This is a genomic window from Arthrobacter sp. MDT1-48-3 (assembly GCF_054511015.1).
Window position 1 is genome coordinate 333,440 of sequence record NZ_JBTNDL010000003.1, and the last position, 17,003, is coordinate 350,442.

The 17,003-nt window shown below is 70.7% G+C and carries 19 protein-coding genes, 1 tRNA gene and 1 other RNA gene; 6 read left to right on the forward strand and 15 right to left on the reverse strand.

Annotated elements, in window-relative coordinates:
* Positions 1-29: 29 nt before the first annotated feature.
* An RNA gene (gene ffs, locus ACX80L_RS09250) (signal recognition particle sRNA small type) lies at positions 30-125 on the reverse strand.
* Positions 126-237: 112 nt separating this feature from the next.
* Here ffs and ACX80L_RS09255 point away from each other — a divergent pair.
* Positions 238-322 (forward strand) — tRNA-Ser (locus ACX80L_RS09255).
* Positions 323-371: 49 nt separating this feature from the next.
* Here ACX80L_RS09255 and ACX80L_RS09260 read toward each other — a convergent pair.
* Complete coding sequence (locus ACX80L_RS09260; protein WP_459289167.1) at positions 372-1,289, reverse strand: oxygenase MpaB family protein; 918 nt, start codon at positions 1,287-1,289, stop codon at positions 372-374.
* A gap of 185 nt (positions 1,290-1,474) precedes the next feature.
* Between ACX80L_RS09260 and ACX80L_RS09265 the strand changes: the two genes are divergently transcribed.
* Positions 1,475-1,978, forward strand: a complete 504-nt coding sequence (locus ACX80L_RS09265) for a glutathione peroxidase (RefSeq protein ID WP_459289169.1) — start codon at positions 1,475-1,477, stop codon at positions 1,976-1,978.
* A gap of 24 nt (positions 1,979-2,002) precedes the next feature.
* On the opposite strand, the gene ACX80L_RS09270 is transcribed toward ACX80L_RS09265, so the two are convergent.
* A complete protein-coding gene (locus ACX80L_RS09270) occupies positions 2,003-2,923 on the reverse strand; it encodes a Cof-type HAD-IIB family hydrolase (RefSeq protein ID WP_459268849.1) in 921 nt (306 codons plus the stop codon).
* Positions 2,924-3,009: 86 nt separating this feature from the next.
* On the opposite strand from ACX80L_RS09270, the gene ACX80L_RS09275 reads away from it, so the two are divergent.
* From ACX80L_RS09275 to ACX80L_RS09285, 3 genes are all read left to right on the forward strand, one after another.
* Positions 3,010-3,939 carry a ribokinase gene (locus tag ACX80L_RS09275; protein WP_459289171.1) on the forward strand — a complete coding sequence of 310 codons (930 nt, stop codon included), beginning with the start codon at positions 3,010-3,012 and terminating at the stop codon, positions 3,937-3,939.
* 73 nt (positions 3,940-4,012) lie between these two features.
* Positions 4,013-4,312, forward strand: a complete 300-nt coding sequence (locus tag ACX80L_RS09280) for a type II toxin-antitoxin system VapB family antitoxin (protein ID WP_133080328.1) — start codon at positions 4,013-4,015, stop codon at positions 4,310-4,312.
* Positions 4,305-5,003: a LytR C-terminal domain-containing protein gene (locus tag ACX80L_RS09285; protein ID WP_459289173.1), complete on the forward strand. Its 699-nt coding sequence runs from the start codon at positions 4,305-4,307 to the stop codon at positions 5,001-5,003. The genes ACX80L_RS09280 and ACX80L_RS09285 overlap by 8 nt, the downstream gene beginning before the upstream one ends.
* Positions 5,004-5,021: 18 nt before the next feature.
* Here ACX80L_RS09285 and ACX80L_RS09290 read toward each other — a convergent pair whose 3' ends face one another.
* The 11 genes from ACX80L_RS09290 to ACX80L_RS09340 form a co-directional block, all read right to left on the reverse strand.
* Positions 5,022-5,612 carry a DUF6328 family protein gene (locus ACX80L_RS09290; RefSeq protein ID WP_459289175.1) on the reverse strand — a complete coding sequence of 197 codons (591 nt, stop codon included), beginning with the start codon at positions 5,610-5,612 and terminating at the stop codon, positions 5,022-5,024.
* A gap of 16 nt (positions 5,613-5,628) precedes the next feature.
* Complete coding sequence (gene thiD / locus ACX80L_RS09295) at positions 5,629-6,456, reverse strand: bifunctional hydroxymethylpyrimidine kinase/phosphomethylpyrimidine kinase (protein WP_459289177.1); 828 nt, start codon at positions 6,454-6,456, stop codon at positions 5,629-5,631.
* A gap of 4 nt (positions 6,457-6,460) precedes the next feature.
* Complete coding sequence (locus ACX80L_RS09300; protein WP_459289179.1) at positions 6,461-7,396, reverse strand: TIGR01777 family oxidoreductase; 936 nt, start codon at positions 7,394-7,396, stop codon at positions 6,461-6,463.
* Complete coding sequence (locus ACX80L_RS09305) at positions 7,393-7,902, reverse strand: hypothetical protein (RefSeq protein ID WP_459289181.1); 510 nt, start codon at positions 7,900-7,902, stop codon at positions 7,393-7,395. The genes ACX80L_RS09300 and ACX80L_RS09305 overlap by 4 nt, the downstream gene beginning before the upstream one ends.
* Positions 7,899-8,564: a TetR/AcrR family transcriptional regulator gene (locus ACX80L_RS09310; protein WP_133080333.1), complete on the reverse strand. Its 666-nt coding sequence runs from the start codon at positions 8,562-8,564 to the stop codon at positions 7,899-7,901. The genes ACX80L_RS09305 and ACX80L_RS09310 overlap by 4 nt, the downstream gene beginning before the upstream one ends.
* Positions 8,565-8,667: 103 nt before the next feature.
* Positions 8,668-10,956 (reverse strand): L,D-transpeptidase family protein, encoded by a 2,289-nt coding sequence (locus ACX80L_RS09315; protein WP_459289183.1) that lies wholly within the window; start codon positions 10,954-10,956, stop codon positions 8,668-8,670.
* A complete protein-coding gene (locus tag ACX80L_RS09320) occupies positions 10,901-11,350 on the reverse strand; it encodes a hypothetical protein (RefSeq protein WP_459289185.1) in 450 nt (149 codons plus the stop codon). Before ACX80L_RS09320 ends, ACX80L_RS09315 begins: the two co-directional genes overlap by 56 nt.
* Before the next feature lie 236 nt (positions 11,351-11,586).
* Positions 11,587-12,849 (reverse strand): tRNA guanosine(34) transglycosylase Tgt, encoded by a 1,263-nt coding sequence (tgt, locus tag ACX80L_RS09325; RefSeq protein ID WP_459268857.1) that lies wholly within the window; start codon positions 12,847-12,849, stop codon positions 11,587-11,589.
* A gap of 55 nt (positions 12,850-12,904) precedes the next feature.
* On the reverse strand, positions 12,905-13,774 hold the full coding sequence (locus ACX80L_RS09330) for a DUF6707 family protein (protein ID WP_459289187.1): 870 nt from the start codon (positions 13,772-13,774) through the stop codon (positions 12,905-12,907).
* A gap of 105 nt (positions 13,775-13,879) precedes the next feature.
* Positions 13,880-14,419 carry an NUDIX hydrolase family protein gene (locus ACX80L_RS09335; protein ID WP_133080337.1) on the reverse strand — a complete coding sequence of 180 codons (540 nt, stop codon included), beginning with the start codon at positions 14,417-14,419 and terminating at the stop codon, positions 13,880-13,882.
* A 95-nt stretch (positions 14,420-14,514) separates the two neighbouring features.
* Complete coding sequence (locus ACX80L_RS09340; protein WP_459289189.1) at positions 14,515-15,216, reverse strand: VOC family protein; 702 nt, start codon at positions 15,214-15,216, stop codon at positions 14,515-14,517.
* A 77-nt stretch (positions 15,217-15,293) separates the two neighbouring features.
* On the opposite strand from ACX80L_RS09340, the gene ACX80L_RS09345 reads away from it, so the two are divergent.
* Positions 15,294-15,890 (forward strand): YdeI/OmpD-associated family protein, encoded by a 597-nt coding sequence (locus ACX80L_RS09345; RefSeq protein WP_133080339.1) that lies wholly within the window; start codon positions 15,294-15,296, stop codon positions 15,888-15,890.
* Here the strand turns inward: ACX80L_RS09345 and ACX80L_RS09350 are convergent.
* Positions 15,887-16,882: a glycoside hydrolase family 76 protein gene (locus ACX80L_RS09350; RefSeq protein WP_459289192.1), complete on the reverse strand. Its 996-nt coding sequence runs from the start codon at positions 16,880-16,882 to the stop codon at positions 15,887-15,889. The two genes, ACX80L_RS09345 and ACX80L_RS09350, sit on opposite strands and share 4 nt — an antisense overlap.
* Positions 16,883-17,003: the final 121 nt, after the last annotated feature.

A 17,003-nucleotide genomic window follows, 5' to 3' on the forward strand; every position in this document is an offset into this window, starting at 1 on the left:
CTCCGACCTCCCGCTGCCGCCGTGCTTAAAGTGAAGACCCCCCATGCACCTGCCAGAGCCCGCTTACCCTTGCTACCTTCCGGTCCTGGGGGAGTTCACAGGATGACACCACATGAGGGGCCGGGAAATAGTCTACACAGTCGGAAGGACGGCTTTCGACCCGACGACACAGCCCCGCGGACGGCACGATTCGGCAGGATCCACTTGTATGGGTATTCTGGTATCTGCTCCAAATGAGGAGGATTCGCCTAGCGGCCTATGGCGCACGCCTGGAACGCGTGTTGGGTTAACGCCCTCGGGGGTTCAAATCCCCCATCCTCCGCCTTGTTGCTCCACCAGCAGGACCCCGGCCCCGGCCGGGGTCCTGCTGTTTAATGCGCCGTTGTGCCGGCGGATCCGCCCAGCCGGCGGATCCGGGTCTTCGCGGCCTTCTCCGCGGGCCCTTCGGGTCCGAGCCCCAGCCGGATCACGCCGAGCACGAGGCGCACCGCCGTCCGGATCGGCAGGCGGACCGGTCCGAGCGAGGGGACCCGGAGGCCGAGCAGCTCGCGGTGCCTGGGGTCGAGGGTCGCGACGGCTCCCGCGAACAGCACCTGGTACCCGAGGCGTTGGGACCGGGGGAGCGGAGGACGGCGGATGTAGGTCAGGGCCTCCTGGACTTGTTCGCTGTCGGTGAGCTCGGCATCGAACGCGGCGAGTTGCGATGCGAGCTCCGCCTCGGACCGCGGCGGATCCTCGAGGCCCATCAGTTCGCCGGCCTGCGCCCACTCCGCGACGTACTGGTCCGCTCCGCCCGGGATGCGTCCGCCGTAGGCGGCATGGGAGGCCACGAAGGCATCCGTGAACGCGAGGTGCACCCACCGGATGAGGTCGGGATCGCCCGCCGAGTAGGGCCTCTCCTCGCCACGGCTGTCGAGATACGTGCCGTTCACCCTCGTATGCAGCCTCTGCACGAAGGCCGAGCCCTCCCGTGCCGCCTCCGTGGATCCGTACGTCACGGTGAAGATCCAGCGGATGGTGTTCGCGAGCCGGCCGAGCGGCTCCTCCCGGAAGCCGGAATGCGCATGCACACCCGCCATCGCCCCGGGGTGGAGCGTCTGCAGCAGGAGCGCGCGGATGCCGGCGACGGTCGGCGTCATCGAGCTGTGCACCGTCCAGACGGCCGAGTCCACCGGGAAGTACCCGACGTCGTCACCCTTCTCGAAGTCGAACTGCCACTGGGGGATCGCCGGATCGCCGTCGGTGAAGGTGGTCCGGAGCTGCAGCTTCCATGTGTCGATCAAACCCATGCGACGACCTATCCTGTTGGGAACCGCAGCCGATCCGGCGGGCGGTGTGCGCGGCCTCCTCGGCCGTCGTTGCTTCCAACGTCTCCCCGGGCGCATTTGCTCCTGCCTCCCGCATCATCGGGCAGGCAATCCACGCGGCTGAGCTGAACGAAGCAGGATCACGACCACCTACCAGGGAGCAGCCCATGTCCTCGTCCGGCCTGTACGGGATCGACCTCACCATGAACGACGGCAGCAGGAAGACCTTCGGCGATTTCCGTGGACAGCCCGTGCTGGTGGTGAACGTCGCCTCGAAGTGCGGCTTCACCCCCCAGTACGCGGCCCTCGAGGAGCTGTACTCCACCTACGCCGAGGCGGGGCTCGTGGTCCTCGGGATGCCCTGCAACCAGTTCCTGGGACAGGAACCGGGGAACGACGACGAGATCGCCGAGTTCTGCTCGACCACGTTCGGCGTGACGTTCCCGCTCCTGACCAAGGGCGATGTGCGGGGCAAGGAGCAGCACCCGCTGTACCGGCAGCTCACGGAGTTCAGGAACGGGGTCCTGCCCGGCCTCGTGAAATGGAACTTCGAGAAGTTCCTGGTGAACCGCGACGGCGCGGTCGTCGCCCGCTTCGCGCCGACGGTGGAGCCTGGCGCCCCCGAGGTCATCGCGGCGATCGAGGACGTCCTGGCGCGGCCCGCGGCCTGACAGGCTTCCGCCCGGGACGAGGCGTCAGCCGAGCGAGGCGACGCAGCGTGCGAGGAAGGCCGCCCCGGCCTCCTCGTGGACGAGCCGGCCCTCCGTCATGACCTCGTAGGGCTTCACGGGCACCCCGTCCGCAGGGCGGACATCCACGTGCGCGACGTCGAAGCCCTGTTCGTGCAGGTAGTCGGCCATGGCGTAATCAGTGCGGGAATCGCCGACCGTCCGCCAGGTGGATGGGACCTCCGTGAGCGGTGCGACGAGGGTCAGGGCACGCTCGGCACCGAGGTCCTTGCCCACACGCACCGACTCGATGTCGGTGGAGATGATCGTTGGGTCCACGCGGTAGTCGATGTCCCCGTGGCTGTTCGGCTCCTCGCGGTCCAGCCGGCACGCCCCCATGTCATGGCTGTGCAGGATGTCGAGGGCGTCGTCGTCGAACAGGCGCTGGCCCTCGAGGTAGGCGGCGTTCGTGGCGTCGAGGGACTGCTCGACGGACACCATGGACAGCTTGGTCTCGTCGAAGAACATCAGGTCCGCGTACTTCTCCTCGACGAGGTCCCGGACGTCGTCGGCGAAGCTGGTCGGCAGCGCGAGCTCCCGGTCGACGAAGACCTGGCCGGCGCCGTCGGCCGTGAAGGAGAACCAGGTGGCCCCCTTCTCGCAGACCGCGTGGAAGGTGACGCCGGACGGGATCCCCACGGCGAGCATCGGTTCCATGACCTGCTCCCGGATGAAGGCGTCGGAGCGGCCCGTGTTGAAGACGACCGGCCAGCCCGCCGAGGCGAGGGTGAGCAGGTCGGCGATGATCCCGGCAGGAACGGTGCGCGTGACGGGGCTCGCGACGGGGCCGTCGACGTCCAGCAGGAGGCCCTGGACGGGCACCCCGTCACGGGGACCGGGAACGGCGGGGGCGTCGGGCAGCAGATCGATCGGGGCGTCCGTAGGCATGACCCCATTATGTTCCCGGGCCGCATGCTCCTTCCATTCGTGTCCCTGCGCCCGCCCGGTGACCGGGGTCGTGGAAGACTGCGGGAATGATTCCAGGCAGCTCCCAGGGCATCACCGTCGTCGGGTCCATCAATGCGGACCTCGTGGTCGCCCTCGAACGGCACCCGCGGCCGGGCGAGACGGTCCTGGGCCGCTCCATGACGGTGCTGCCCGGCGGCAAGGGCGCCAACCAGGCGGTCGCAGCTGCGTTGCTCGGCGCCGAGGTGACCATGATCGGCGCCGTGGGCGGCGACGCGTATGCCGAGGTCGCACTCTCCGCCCTGGCCGATGCCGGCGTGGACCTGCAGTCTGTCCGGCGGACCGGCGGAGGCACGGGTGTCGCGGTCGTGGAGGTGGCCGACGACGGCGAGAACACGATCGTGGTGCTGCCCGGCGCCAACGCCGAGGTGACTCCCGAGCTCGTCGGCGCGTCCTCGGCTGCCATCCGCGAGGCGGCCGTCGTCGTGGTCCAGGGTGAGCTGCCCGCGGAGGCCACCGAGGCTGCGGTGAGGTCGGCCTCCGGTCGCGTGATCGTCAACCTGGCGCCCGTCATCGCCGTCGATCCCGAGGTGCTCCTCCGCGCCGATCCGCTCGTCGTCAACGAACACGAAGGAGCCCTGGTCCTCGCGCAGGCCGGGGGTGGGAGGGCGCCGGACCACGAGGGCGTCGTCACGGGCCTCCTCGCCCGGGGGTTCGCCTCGGTGGTGATGACGCTCGGCGCGGCCGGCGCCCTGGTGTCGGACGGCGGCGCCGTCCGGGCTGCCCGAGCCCCGCACGTGCGCGTGGTCGACACGACGGGCGCGGGCGACGCGTTCGTTGGAGCGCTCGCCGCTCGGCTCGCAGTCGGGGACCGGCTTGAGGAGGCCGTCCGGATCGCGGTCCGGGTGGGGTCCTTCGCCGTGCAGCGCCCCGGCGCACAGCCCTCCTACCCGTCGGCCGACGACCCGCTGCCGGCACTCCCGCATCCCGAGCCGTAACCTTTCGGCCACGAGTTGGCGCGGAGGATGGCCCCACATTCCATTGGCCGGAGCAATTACCTAGGCTGTAGCAGTGATCTTCAAAGCAGTAAGTGACGGCCGGCCGTACCCGGAGCACGGACACGTGACCCCGAAGGACTGGGCGGAGGTCCCTCCCCGGCAGGTGCGGCTCGACGAACTCGTGACCACCAAGACCACCCTCGACCTCGAGGCGCTCCTCGCCGAGGACTCGACCTTCTTCGGTGACCTCTTCCCCCACGTGGTGCAGTGGAACGACGTGATGTACCTCGAGGACGGCCTGCACCGCGCCGTCCGGACCGCCCTGCACCAGCGGACCATCCTGCACGCGAGAGTCCTCGTGCTGCATGACTGAGGAGGGTTCGCCGCGCGAGCGGCGGGCACAGGCCCGACGTGATCCGACCGAGTGGCACGGCCACCGGATCGTCACCGAGACGGACCTCGGAGCCGTCTTCGTCGAGGACGACGCCGCGCGGCGCCATCGCGCATCGGTGCGCAGGATCCGCCACGGGGTGGTCCTCGTGCTCCTCCTGGGACTCGTCACCGCCGCCGTCCTCGTGGCACTCGCCCTCGCGCGCGGCGACATCAGCATCGGTTCCTCGGCCCCCGCGCCGGTTCCGACGTCGACGTGCCCGACCGGGCCGTTCGACTACCAGGACCCGAGCGCCATCACGGTCAACGTCTACAACAGCACCACCATCGACGGACTGGCCGGTACCGCGGCGGGGCAGTTGCGGGAGCGCGCCTTCGCGGTCCGCGACATCGGCAACCGGGAGATCGGCCCCACGGGCATCACGGCGATCATCGTCTCGGGTGAGGGCGGCCGCGCGAATGCCTTCACCGTGCAGCGCACCATCCCGGACTCGACCTATGTGGCCGACGAGCGCGAGGACAGGTCGGTCGACGTCATCCTGGGTTCCTCCTTCGAGGGCCTGGTGCCGCCCGAAGGTGTGGACATCACTCCCGCGGGGCTGACCTGCGCACCCGAGGAGGGGGCCACGTCCACGCCCACTCCCGCGCCGGCCCAGGCGCCCGCCGGCGGGTAGGGAGCAGGCGCACGGCGGTCAGTCGCGGTTCCGCAGCGCACGACGGCGGACGGCCAGCGGGTACACGACCCACAGCAGCATCACCACGAGCAGGAGCGACGCTCCGACGACGAGACCCGCCGTACGATCCACCACGAGGTCGAAGATGAGCCAGGCGGTACCGGCGAGCACGAGCCCCACGAGGGCGATGGTCGTCCGGATGATCGCAGCGGTGTGCTGGACGAGGGTGGACTTCACGCGCAGGCCGAAGAGCACGCGGTGCAGGTTGACGGAGGACAGCACCAGGGCTGTGATCAGGGCGGACAGGCAGACCAGGCACAGGTAGACCGCCACCTGCACGTCGTCGAGTTCCTCGAAGCGGCTCTGGAACGGCAGGGTCAGCAGGAAACCGGTCAGGATCTGGATGCCGGTCTGCATGACGCGCAGCTCCTGCAGCATCTCCTGCCAGTTGCGGTCGAGGCGCTGGTTGAGGCTCTCCCCGCGTCCGTCGTCGTCCGCCGTCCCCTCCTGACGCTGCGTCGGCGAGCCGGTGGAGGCTACCCCGTCCGCGCTGTGCGGAGCACGCGCAGCCGAGGCGCCGTCGGACGCCCGTCCGGGCGTGGTACCCACGGTGTCCGCCCCTCCGCTAGCGGGACGACCGCGCGCCGCCCTGCCAGACGGCGTCGAACGGGGCATTCGATACGACCCGGTTGCGGATGCCCTCCGTGACGAACTCCTTGGCCGTGCGGGCAGCCTCGAGCGGGGCCGCGCCCTTCGCCAGTTCGGCGGCGATGGCTGCGGCGAGCGTGCAGCCGGCTCCGCTGACGGCGACCTCGCCGACCTTGGGAGCGGACAGGACCTCGAGGGTCTCGCCGTCGAAGTAGACGTCCACGGCGTCGGGTCCCTCGATCCGGACGCCACCCTTGGCGAGGACCACGGCACCGCTCTGGGCGTGGATGATGCGCGCCGCCTCCTCGAGGTCCGCCAGGTTCTCGATGGTGATGCCCGAGAGCGATTCCGCCTCGAAATGGTTCGGGGTGACGAAGGTGGCCAGCGGGAGGATGTTCGCCTTCAGTGCCTGGTCGGTGTCGAGCGCGGCCCCGGGCTCCTGCCCCTTGCAGATCAGCACCGGGTCGAGGACCACGTTGTCCCACGCCTGGCTCCTCAGCGCGGCCGCGACGGTGTCGATCGTCGCGGGGGTGCCGAGCATGCCGAGCTTGACGGTGGTGAGGGGGTAGCAGGACTGGATGGCCTCGAGCTGGTCGGCGATGACCTGCTGGTCCACGGGGACGAACCGGTGCTGCCACTCCTGCTTCGGGTCGAAGGACACGATGCAGGTCAGGGCTACGACGCCGTACACGCCCAGCTCCTGGAACGTCTTGAGGTCGGCCTGCGCACCGGCGCCGCCCGTGGCCTCGGAACCGGCGATGGTCAGGGTGACGGCTGGGGACGGGGAAGGCTGGGTCTCGGACATTTCCCTAGTGTGCCCGAACCGGCTCCGGCGCGGCCACCCGATCCCGCCGGAGGATGTCGTCGAGCGCCGGGCCGAGGGTGGGGTAGTCGAAGGTGAAGCCCGCGTCGAGCAGCTTGCGCGGGGACACCCACCGGCTCTTGAGGACCAGTTCCGCCTCCGTCCGGATCAGCACGCCGCCGAGGTCCAGGAGCCACGCCGGGGTCGGCAGGCCCGCGGGGACGCGCAGGCGCCTGCGGACGGCGGCCATCAGCTCGGCGTTGGTCACGACCCCGGGGGCCGCGACGTTGACGGGCCCGCTCAGCGAGGGCGTTTCGACGAGAAACGTGATGGCGCGGAACAGGTCGTCGAGGTGGACCCAGCTGAACTTCTGCGTCCCCGCGCCCATCCGTCCACCCAGGCCGAGCCTCGCCAGATTTCGGAGCGGCGTCATCACGCTGCCCGGACCGAGCACGATCGAGATGCGCAGCGCCACCTTCCGGACGTCCGGGACGTCGGCGTCGGCGAGTGCCTGTTCCCAGGCCCGTGCCACTGACACCGAGAAGCCCGAGCCGAGGTCGCCGTCGTCCTCCGCCTGCGGCCGGTCCGTCGCGTGCCGGTAGATGGTGCCCGTGCTCGCGTTGATCCAGACCGGCGGCGGCGTGCCGCCCTCCGCCCGGCACAGCGCGAGGGCGCGGCCGAGTTCCTCGGTGGTGCCGACGCGGGAGGAGAAGATGGCGTCCGCATTCCGCCTGTTGTAGCGGCAGTTCACGCTGCGCCCGGCGAGGTTGACGAGGGCGTCCGCGCCGTGGAGGGCATGGGCGATGGCGGCCGTGTCGCCCCAGACCGCCGGGCCGGACCGGCCGACCGTCCGTACCTCCACCCCCGCCTCGGTGAAGCGGCGGACCAGGTGGCTGCCGATGAATCCCGATGCTCCGGCGAGGACTACTGTGGTGATGCTCATTGAACGCGGACCAGCTTCCAGACACTCGCGCGGGCGAAAGCGCCCACGCCTCCGATGATGAGGGCGACCGGGAGGTTCTCCAGCACCGACCTCGAGGGCGACAGCAGGGCGATCAGGGCCAGGGGGACGAGGGTGAAGGCGGCGAAGAAGACGCCGATGTGCACCCACTGGTTCGTCACCGGGCGCAGCAGGAGCCCGACGAGGATGCCGAGCGGCAGCCCCGTGACCAGGCCGATGCCGAGCCCGTACCAGAGGGCCAGCACGAAGACGCCGGGTGCGTCCGCGCCCCAGGGGAGCGCGAAGACCAGGGCGAGCGTGACCAGGCCCACGAGGAACCCGACCGCCACGGCTCCCGCGCCGAACGTCACGCGGCGAGGCGGAAGCCCGGCCCCGTCGTCGGGCCTCCCCTCGTCGAGTGTCCCGTCCGGTGCCCCGTCGTCGGGCGTCCCCTCGTCGGGTGTCCCGTCCGGTGTCCGGTCGTCGGGTGTCCCGTCGTCCGTGCTCACTGCCGTGTCCCACGGATCAGCTGGACGATGTCCTCGACGATCTTCCGGACGACGGGAAGCCGCGAGAGGATCACGAGCTTGGACAGGAGCGGCGCGGCCTGGTCGATGAGGCGGCGGGTGCGGACCTGGCGGGGCGAGGAGTCGTACACCCAGAAGAGGGTGATCGCCATGTAGGCGTACCAGAGGAGCTCCGGGAGGTCGTCGCGGATGGCGAGCGGTGGCTGGGGCCTCGACAGTGAGACGGCGTGCCGGAAGAGGGAGATGGCACGGGCACGGGCGACGGCGGATTCACTGCCGAAGGGACTCGTGGTGGCCGAGGGCTTGATGGCGATGCTAATGAAGTTGGAACCGAAGTCGTGGTACGGCGCCAGGACGTCGACGCCGGTGTTGAGGACCACCCGCAGGAGCTCCCCGAGGTTCTGCCCCTCGCGGAGCAGCGGCAGCGCGAGCGCCCGGTGCTCCTCCTGCAGGCTGCGGTAGAGCTCGTGGACGAGATCGTCCTTGGAGGCGAAGTAGTAGTACGCGCTTCCGGTGGAGACCTCGGCCGCGGAGGCGATCGCCCGCATGGTGGTCTTCTCGTACCCGTTCTCGCGGAACAGCCGAAGCGCCGTCGACACCAGCAGCTCCCGGGTCGCTTCACTCTTGGCTGTCGGCGTCGGCATTCTGCTCCCTTTCGAACATGTTCAATTCGGAGTCTAGCCCGAAACTGAACATGTTCAAACACGAGGGTGAGGCGCCGTGCCGGCCCGTTTCAGGGAGCCGCTGCTACCGGAACAGGTCCGAAGCGACGCCCATGATGATGCGGTCCCCCGGCGTGGACTTCCTGAGGTAGTCCTCGACCGCCCAGTCGTCGAGCGCGATGCACCCGGCGGTCGGAGCCTTGTTCTCGTGCAGGAAGATGGCGAAGCCCGCGTCCTGGACGATCGCCGAGTCCGGCGGCCGGTTGTAGTTGATCACGGCGCCCTGCCGGTAATCGTGCGTGGCCCGTGTAGCGAAATACCACATGTCCTCGTCGTACCCCGTCCACGCGGAGGACTCGAAGTACTTGTTGTAGGTGGCCGTGTAGGGGTTGCCGCCCCAGCGTGAGCGGGGGTTCAGCGTGCGGTAGGGCAGCGCGGTGCCGGGGTTGCCCAGGCCGAAGGCCTCGGTCACGGAGTAGGACCCTGTGGGGGAATAGTTGAAGCGGGTGGGCCCGGACGGGACTCCCGGCCTCCTGAAGCCGCTGGATCCCACCCTGGCATCGGTCGTCCAGTCGGTGACATACGTTCCCGCCACCTTCTGGCAGTACACGGCGCTGGCGGAACTCTGGCCGTACCCGCCGGCGATGGTGAGGAGGACCCTCTTCGCCCCGCCCGTCGGGTACCTGGAGCGTCCGTCGTTCAGCGTGGTGCATGCGGTGTGCCGGTGATCCCGGCCGCCGGAGCTCTTCCAGGAGATGTACCCGCCCTGGAAGGGCTGGACACATTCACCGCCCTCGCAGCGCTCCGGCGTCTGGGGGTAGCCGAGGTAGCTCAGGTGCCAGCCCATCGATTCGTACTGAGCTCTCATCCCTCCGCGGACGGGTTGGGACCCGGTTGCGGGGGACCAGAAGATCACGCCTCCCTGGAACCACTGGTAGCAGCCACCGTTGCGCTGTCCGCAGACCTCGGCTTCCAGCGGGTAGCCCAGGTAACCGGTATGGGCGCCCAGATTCTCGTGACGGGCGCGGATATCGCCGTTCGTCGAGTGTCCGCCGGTCGCCGGGGACCAGTAGGTCGATCCGCCCTGGTACTTCTGGACGCAGCCACCGTTCAGCTGCCCGCACACCTCGTTGTCGAGGGGATACCCGAGTACACCGTTCTCCGCTCCGCGGGCCGCCCAGGCGGCGAGCATCCCGCCGCGGCTGACGTGGGCGCCTGTTGCTGCCGACCAGGAGATCACCCCGTGCTGGAAGGTCTGCTTGCAGCCGGCCGATCGCAACCCGCAGGTCTCCCTGGACGTCGGGTAACCGAGCCAGCCGTTCTCCGCCCCGGTCCGTGCATATGCGCCGCCGATGGCTCCGGGGGTCCATACCCCGAAGGCGCCGGACGACGCGGACCACAGGATCCGGAGTCCGCCGAACTCCTGGGCGCAGCCGTTGTCCCGCGTGCCGCATACCTCGGCCGAGGACGGGTAGCCGGCCGCAGCGTAGCCGCCGTACCGGTTGTACAGCGCGCCACCGACGGCGCCCCGGGTCCATACCTGCTGGTGCCCGCCCACCCTGCTCCAGGTGAGGTCGATCCCGCTGGAGAACCGCTGGGAGCAGCCGCCCGCGGTGCACCGCTCGTCGGTCACCGGATAGCCGACGGCGGCCAGGCCTCCGGTGGCCGCCCACCGGGGGCCGGTCCTGCCGGAGGTGAACAGTACTGCGTGCGCTCCGGTGGAGGGGGTGTAGTGGATCTCTCCGCCGACGAAGGTCTCCACGCAGCGTCCTGCTGCGGTGCAGGACTCATTGGAGGTCGGTTCGCCCAGCGGCCCGGCAGCACCGCCGAGTTCCCGCCACTTGGCGGCGATGCCTCCGATGGGAGTGAAAGGACCCGAGGCGGCGGCGCTGACCCCGGGGTCCGGTATTGCCGTCGGGGTAGGTGGTTCCTGCAGGTCAGGCACCGCCGGTGCGGCACTCTCCGGTGGGATTTCAGGTCCGGGGCCGGGTTCCTCATCACCGGGCTCGGCCGTGGCGGTCGGGACGGAGCTCGTCGCCACTCCGGCCGGGGAGGCTCGGGCGGAGCCGATCCCGCGGTCGACGGCTCCGGAACCGCGTCCGGGCCTGCAGGCGCAGGTGTCCGCAGCGCGCCAGCAGGGGGAGTCGTGTCCGGATCCGCTGGAGCCTGCGCCGGGGGAGTCGGTGCGGGGGTCTGCTCCGCGACCGGAGGGGGAGGGGCGGGCGCTGCGACCGCGCCCGGAGCGAGCCCGGAGAGAAGGAGAGCGGCCAGCGAGACGACACCGAGTGCGCGCGCCGGAAGGGACGTGGATGAAGTGTTCACCGGAAGACGACCGCCTGACATGTGGAGGGTGCCGGGGCCTCGGCGAAGGCATCAGCGCGGACTTCGACCGTGCCGCCGGCTGGTACTGCTTGCTGGATCCTCGTGCGGCCGGCCACGCTGCTGGTGCTCCCGACTGCGACGACGACAGAGAACGTCACTACGGTGTCGGCCGTATTGGTCAGCGTCCCGGAGAAGGACCAGACGCCGGCTGCATCCGCCGTGCACACCACGTCGCTCAGGGAATCGTTGGCGATGGCGGTCGGATTCGCCGGCACCGACTCCCTGCTGGTCTCCAGGGTCGCCTCGACGCTCGGTCCGGGATCGGGGGACGCAGGGGCCGGCAGGTCCGTCCCCGTGGCGTCGGCAACCGACGTCGTCGCCGCGTCCGGCGATGCGGGCATCGTCCCGGGCGACGTCGAGGCCGCCGACGGTCCTGAGGCCGGCATATCGGGCGCATCGGCAGGTGGCGGCGTGCAGCCGGAAAGGGCGATGACGCCCAGTGCCACCCCCCAGAGAAGCCTCCCGACACTCCGCATTCTTCCCCTATTTCCCGCGGTGAACTTCTCGTTCGGGAACCAGGGGCTTCTGACCGGGAAGGTTGTACAGCCGGAGATTATCAGCGATCGTCCGCGGTGCGGTCCAGATTCGGTAACGATCCCGCACGATCTGCGGGGAAGGAGGGTCAGGCGTAGTACCGCCCCAGCACGTCGGCCTTCAGGTCGTAGAACGTGCCGTCCTCGATGGCGGCCCGGGCGTCGTCGACCATGCGCACCACGAACCGCTCGTTGTGGATGGAGATCAGGGTCGCGGACACCATCTCCTTCGCCTTGAACAGGTGGTGGATGTAGGCGCGGGTGTAGTGCGTGCAGGTGTAGCAGTCGCAGCCCTCGACGAGCGGCGTGAAGTCCCGCTTGAAGCGCGCGTTCGAGAGGTTCCACCGGCCGTCCGGCGTGTAGAACGCGGAGTTGCGGGCCACACGGGTGGGGGAGACGCAGTCGAACGTGTCGGCGCCGTTCTCGATGCCGGTGAAGAGGTCGTCGGGCTCGGAGATGCCCAGCAGGTGGCGGGGCTTGTCCTCGGGCAGCTCGTCGCTGCACCAGCCGAGGATCGTCCCGAGGTTCTCCTTCTCCAGCGCCCCGCCGATCCCGAAGCCGTCGAAGTCCATGGCGCCGAGGTCCGCCGACGCCTTCCTCCGGAGGTCCTCGTACTGTGCGCCCTGGATGACGCCGAACAGGGCCTGGTAGGGGCGGTGACTGCGTGCCGCGGTGAGGCGCTCGTGCTCCGCGATGCAGCGCAGCGCCCAGAGCCGCGTCCGTTCCAGGGATTCCTCCTGGTAGCCGCGCGAGTTCATCAGGGTGGTGAGCTCGTCGAACGCGAACATGATGTCGGCGCCCAGCTGGTGCTGCACCTGCATGGAGATCTCGGGGGTGAAGCGGTGGCGGTCGCCGTTGAGGTGGGACTTGAACCAGACGCCGTCGTCGTCGATGGAGGCGAGGCGCTCCTTGCCGACGGCGACGCGGTCATCGGCGCCGGCCTTGTCGGCGTCGACGGGGACGTCCATGGTGATGACCTTCTTGAACCCCGAACCGAGGCTCATCACCTGGAAGCCCCCGGAATCGGTGAAGGTGGGGCCGGGCCAGTTCATGAAGGCGCCGAGCCCGCCCGCCTCGTCGAGGATGTCCGCCCCGGGCTGCAGGTAGAGGTGGTAGGCGTTCGCGAGCAGGGCCTGCGCGCCGAGGTCCGCCATGGCTCCGGGGAGGACGGCCTTGACCGAGGCCTTGGTCCCGACGGGGATGAACGCCGGCGTGCGGATCTCGCCGTGCGGGGTGGTGATGGTCCCGGTGCGTCCGTGCCGCCGCCCGCCGGTCCCGGCCCCCGGCGTCGTCTCCTCGAGGCGGCTGCTGACGGAGAAGGAGAACGAGGACTGCTGGGACTGTGGATGCACCACCCTATTTTGCCAGTCCTTTTGCCAGTCCGCGGCGCTGCTCGTGTCCGGGTGCCTACCGGTCGGCGAGCTGTGCGTTGAGGGAACCGACGGCGGCGAGTTCGGCGGCGATCCGCCGCTCGAGCACGTCGCGGCCCAGGGTCTCCGACCCGCCGTGCGCGCGCAGGTAGAGCAGCACGCCGATGCGGAGGACCCGCCAGTCCCGCTCGACGTCGATCGTGCCGGCCGAGGACGCCCGGAGGATCTCCGGGTCGTAGACGTTGGGCTCGTTGAGCTGGCGCTGCCGGTACATGGCGGCGGTCTTCGCGCGCAGCGGGTCCGTCTCGGCGTCGTCCGCAGCACGGATGGCCGCTGAGTACCGGGCGGAGCGCGCCTGGTCGTGCCGGGTGAGGTAGGCGGCGATCGCGAGGCCGCCCTCGATCCACTTCCACCGCCCGAAGTTGCCGTCGAACGGCAGCTCGGCCAGCAGGTCGGCGACGGTCAGCGCCGCGGCGGTGTCGCCCTCGTCGACGAACAGCGCGAGCGCGAGCTGGTGCAGGTCCTGGAGGTTGCTCCCCGACTTGAGGTTGATGCCGCGGGCGAGGCGCCCGGCGATCTCCTGGACGGCGCCGCTGCCGGCATGCGCCTGGGCGATCTGCGCGACGAGCGCTTCGGGCGAGCCGTGGTCGGCGGCGACCGCCGAGGCGCCGAGCTCGGCGTCGGCCGGTTCGAGGTAGACCATCGAGCCGGTGGCGATGGACACCCGGCGTCCTCCCGCCACGGTCGCGAGAACGAGTGCGGGCACGCCGAAGTCGTCGTTCTCCACCTCGACGGCGGTGACCTCCGCCGTCTCCTCGCCGTCGGGGAGCGCCAGGACGTCCCCCGCCGCGAGCACCTCTGCCGGAACCGCGCGCAGCCCGGTCCTGTCCACCCTGTTCACCATCATGTACGTCGTGCCAACCTCTGCCAGTAACCCCGTGGATGTCCTCCGGCGCCCCAGCGCGCCCGTTTCACGATACGGTAACGCGGACCCCGGCGGGTTCCTCCGTGACTAGCGGCCCCACCCGGCATGGGCCAGGGCCTGACGCAGCAGGTCGGCACGGCCACCGGAGAATTCCGCCTGGATGGACGGGCTGAGCGCCTCGGACGGGGTGAGCCAGGACAGCTCCAGGGCGTCCTGGCGCGGGTTGCACTCGCCCGTCACGGGGATGAGGTACGCGAGGGCGACGGCGTGCTGGCGGTCGTCGGTCAGCCCGGTCTCCGAGGGGGAGGGGAAGTACTCGGCGATCGTGAAGGGCAGGGGCGACGGCGGCAGCTGCGGGAGGGCGAGGGGCCCGAGGTCCTTCTCGAGATGGCGCAGGAGCGCCGCCCGGATGGTCTCCCGGTACATCACACGACCGGAGACGAAGGTCCGCACCATCTCGCCCTGCTCGTTGGCCTGCAGCAGCAGTCCCACCTCGTTGACGTACCCGAGGGCGTCGCACCGGACGGGGATCGCCTCCACGTAGACCATCGGCAGGCGGCGGCGGGCCTCGTACAGATCGTCTTCGGAGAGCCAGCCCGGATTGGGGTCAGGGGTGCGTACGTTCATACACCAGTTCTATAGCAGACCCCCACCCGGCGACAGGCGGCGCGCTGTTCTTCGGCCCGTGGCTGAATCCGCCGGCCCGGTGCCGCCCCGACGATTCAGTCGTGGACGTCCTGCTGCCGGCCGTCGATCCGCACCACGGCGCCCCACGGAGCACGGAGGCGGAGCGACGACCTCCGGCCCCCGCCGACGACTCCGGCGTCGACGCCGGCAGCCGTCAGGCCCGCGACGAGGTCCCGCACGTCGCCGTCGTGCTCGATGGCCAGCTCCACCCCGGGGCGCTCCCCCAGCTCCACGGTCACGAGCCCGCCGTTCTTGGCACGGAAAGCGTGCCCGGCGCCGGCGTCCGAACCGGCCCGGGGCCGGGCTCCGATGTCCTTCAGCACCCGGACGGCGGATCCCACGTCGGGCGTCTGCCAGCGGGCGAGGACCGAGAGGGACGACGCCGGCGCGGTCGTCTCGCGGGGGCCCGCGGCGGCGAGGAGGGGAGTCCCGTCCGGGGCGATGATCCGGGCGGTGGTGCCGTGGTGTCCCTCCACCAGGTCCACGGGCGTGCCGGCGGCGATGGTCCGTCGCGCGAACTCCCGGACGTCCGAGACGTCGAAGGCGAGGCTCACGCTGCCGTCCTCGGGGCTGCCGGAGGCGCAGGGGTGCAGGGCCACGCGACCGCTGCCGGCGTCGAACACCTCCTGCGCACCGTCCGGGAGTGGTCCCCGGGAGGAAGCCAGTCCGAGCGCGCGGAGGAAGTCCCGCGCGGCCGTCGGGTCGGAGGTGTGGACGAGGGGTCGGACGCGGAGCATCAGGTTTCCTTCGGAGCGGTGCGGGGAATGGCGGGGGCACGGTTCCCGAACGGCCCGGGTAGCCCTAGGGTGGTCGCATGAAGGCCGAACTGCCGGAACTCCTGCTGCCCGACGCGCTCGCCTGGCGCGGCTGGCTGGAGGCGAACCACGAGTCCTCGCCCGGTGTCTGGCTCATCGAGCACAAGAAGGGCGGGGACACCACGCTGCTGACCTATGCGCAGGCGCTCGATGAAGCGCTGTGCTACGGCTGGATCGACGGCCAGGCCCGCTCGCGCGACGGGGGCAGCTACTTCCAGCGGTTCACGCCGCGCGGCCCGCGCAGCATCTGGTCGGTGCGCAATCGGACCTACGTGGACAGACTGCGTGCGGAGGGCCGCATGTGCGCAGCGGGCGAGAGGGCCGTCGCGGCAGCGCAGGCGGACGGCAGGTGGGAGCGCGCCTACGCCGGACCCGCGACGGCCGAGGTGCCGCCGGAGCTGATGGCGGCCATCGAGGCCGACGACGCCGCGCTCGCCACCTTCCGCACCCTGTCCTCCCAGAACCGCTACGCCCTCATCTTCCGCCTGACCCAGCTCAGGACGGACGCCGCGAAGGAGCGGAACATCGCGAAGTTCGTCGCCATGCTGTCCCGCGGGGAGACCTTCTATCCCCAGGGCAGGAAGCAGGTCGGCTAGCGGCACCGCGTCCCGGCTTCCAGCACCATCCACGCCTGGAGCTGCGAGGACAGGCTGACCGGCCCGTCCTGCCGGGGCGGGAAGACGAGCATCGACCGGTCGACGGCCAGCCGGTCGGCCCAGATCCGGTCCGCCGTCGCCCCGAGGAGCGCGCGCGCCGTCGCCGCGGCCGTCCCCCCGATGTCCGCCGACGCCGCCTGCGCCAGATAGCGCGCGAGGATCCCCGTGAAGAGCCCGCCATCACCCCCGGAGCCGAGCGGCAGCACGCCGTCGTCGTCCGCGACGCCCCGGGCGACCGCCTCCACCAGGTCCGCCGCGTGCCGCAGGTTCTCCGGACCGCCGACCGCGACGAGCGCGCCCAGCACGGTCCCCTGGTTGTAGGTGTGCAGGGACCGCTCCACCCGGCCGTCGGCCTTCACGCCGTCGAGGTAGAGCCCGGTGCCGGGATCGAACAGCCGGTCCCTCAGCCAGTCGAGCAGTTCCTGCGCCCGGGCGCCCTCCCCGCCGCGTGCGAAGAAGAGGGCGGCGGGCGCCGTGGTGGGGGTGTTCTTGTAGTCGCGGGTGGTGTTCCAGTAGACCCCGCCGCCCAGGTCCTCCGTATGGGCCGACCGGAGTGCAGCCCCGAGGACGCGCACGCGGCGCCGGGGCCGCCGTCGACCCTCCATCGCATCGAGGCGCTGGAGGGCCAGCGCGAGCCAGGCCATGTCGTCGTAGTAGGAGTTGCGCCATCGTCCGCCGTTGCGCAGCCACACGCCGCGGGCCAGCTTCCGCGCCTCGGAGAGGGCATCCCCGGTGGGATCCCGGAGGTGCTCGTCGAGGAGGCAGTCGAGGAAGTGCGCCTGCCACCAGTAGTGCCAGTGGTTCCGGGCGCCGGCCGGTGGCGGGAAGGCGATGGCGCCGAGCCGCGTCCCGGGGACGCGGAGGCTCCGCCGGGCGAACAGGTGCCGGACGCTCTGCGCGGCCTGCGCGGCCGCCTCGTCAGGGATGGGCATGTGACCACCCTAGCCACACCGGGAGGGGTCCTGGTTGGGCAGGATGCGCAACCGATCGCCGTCCGGGTGCGCAGTGGGCCACGTCACAGTACGCTGGGCCGGAGGACCGACGGCGGTCCTC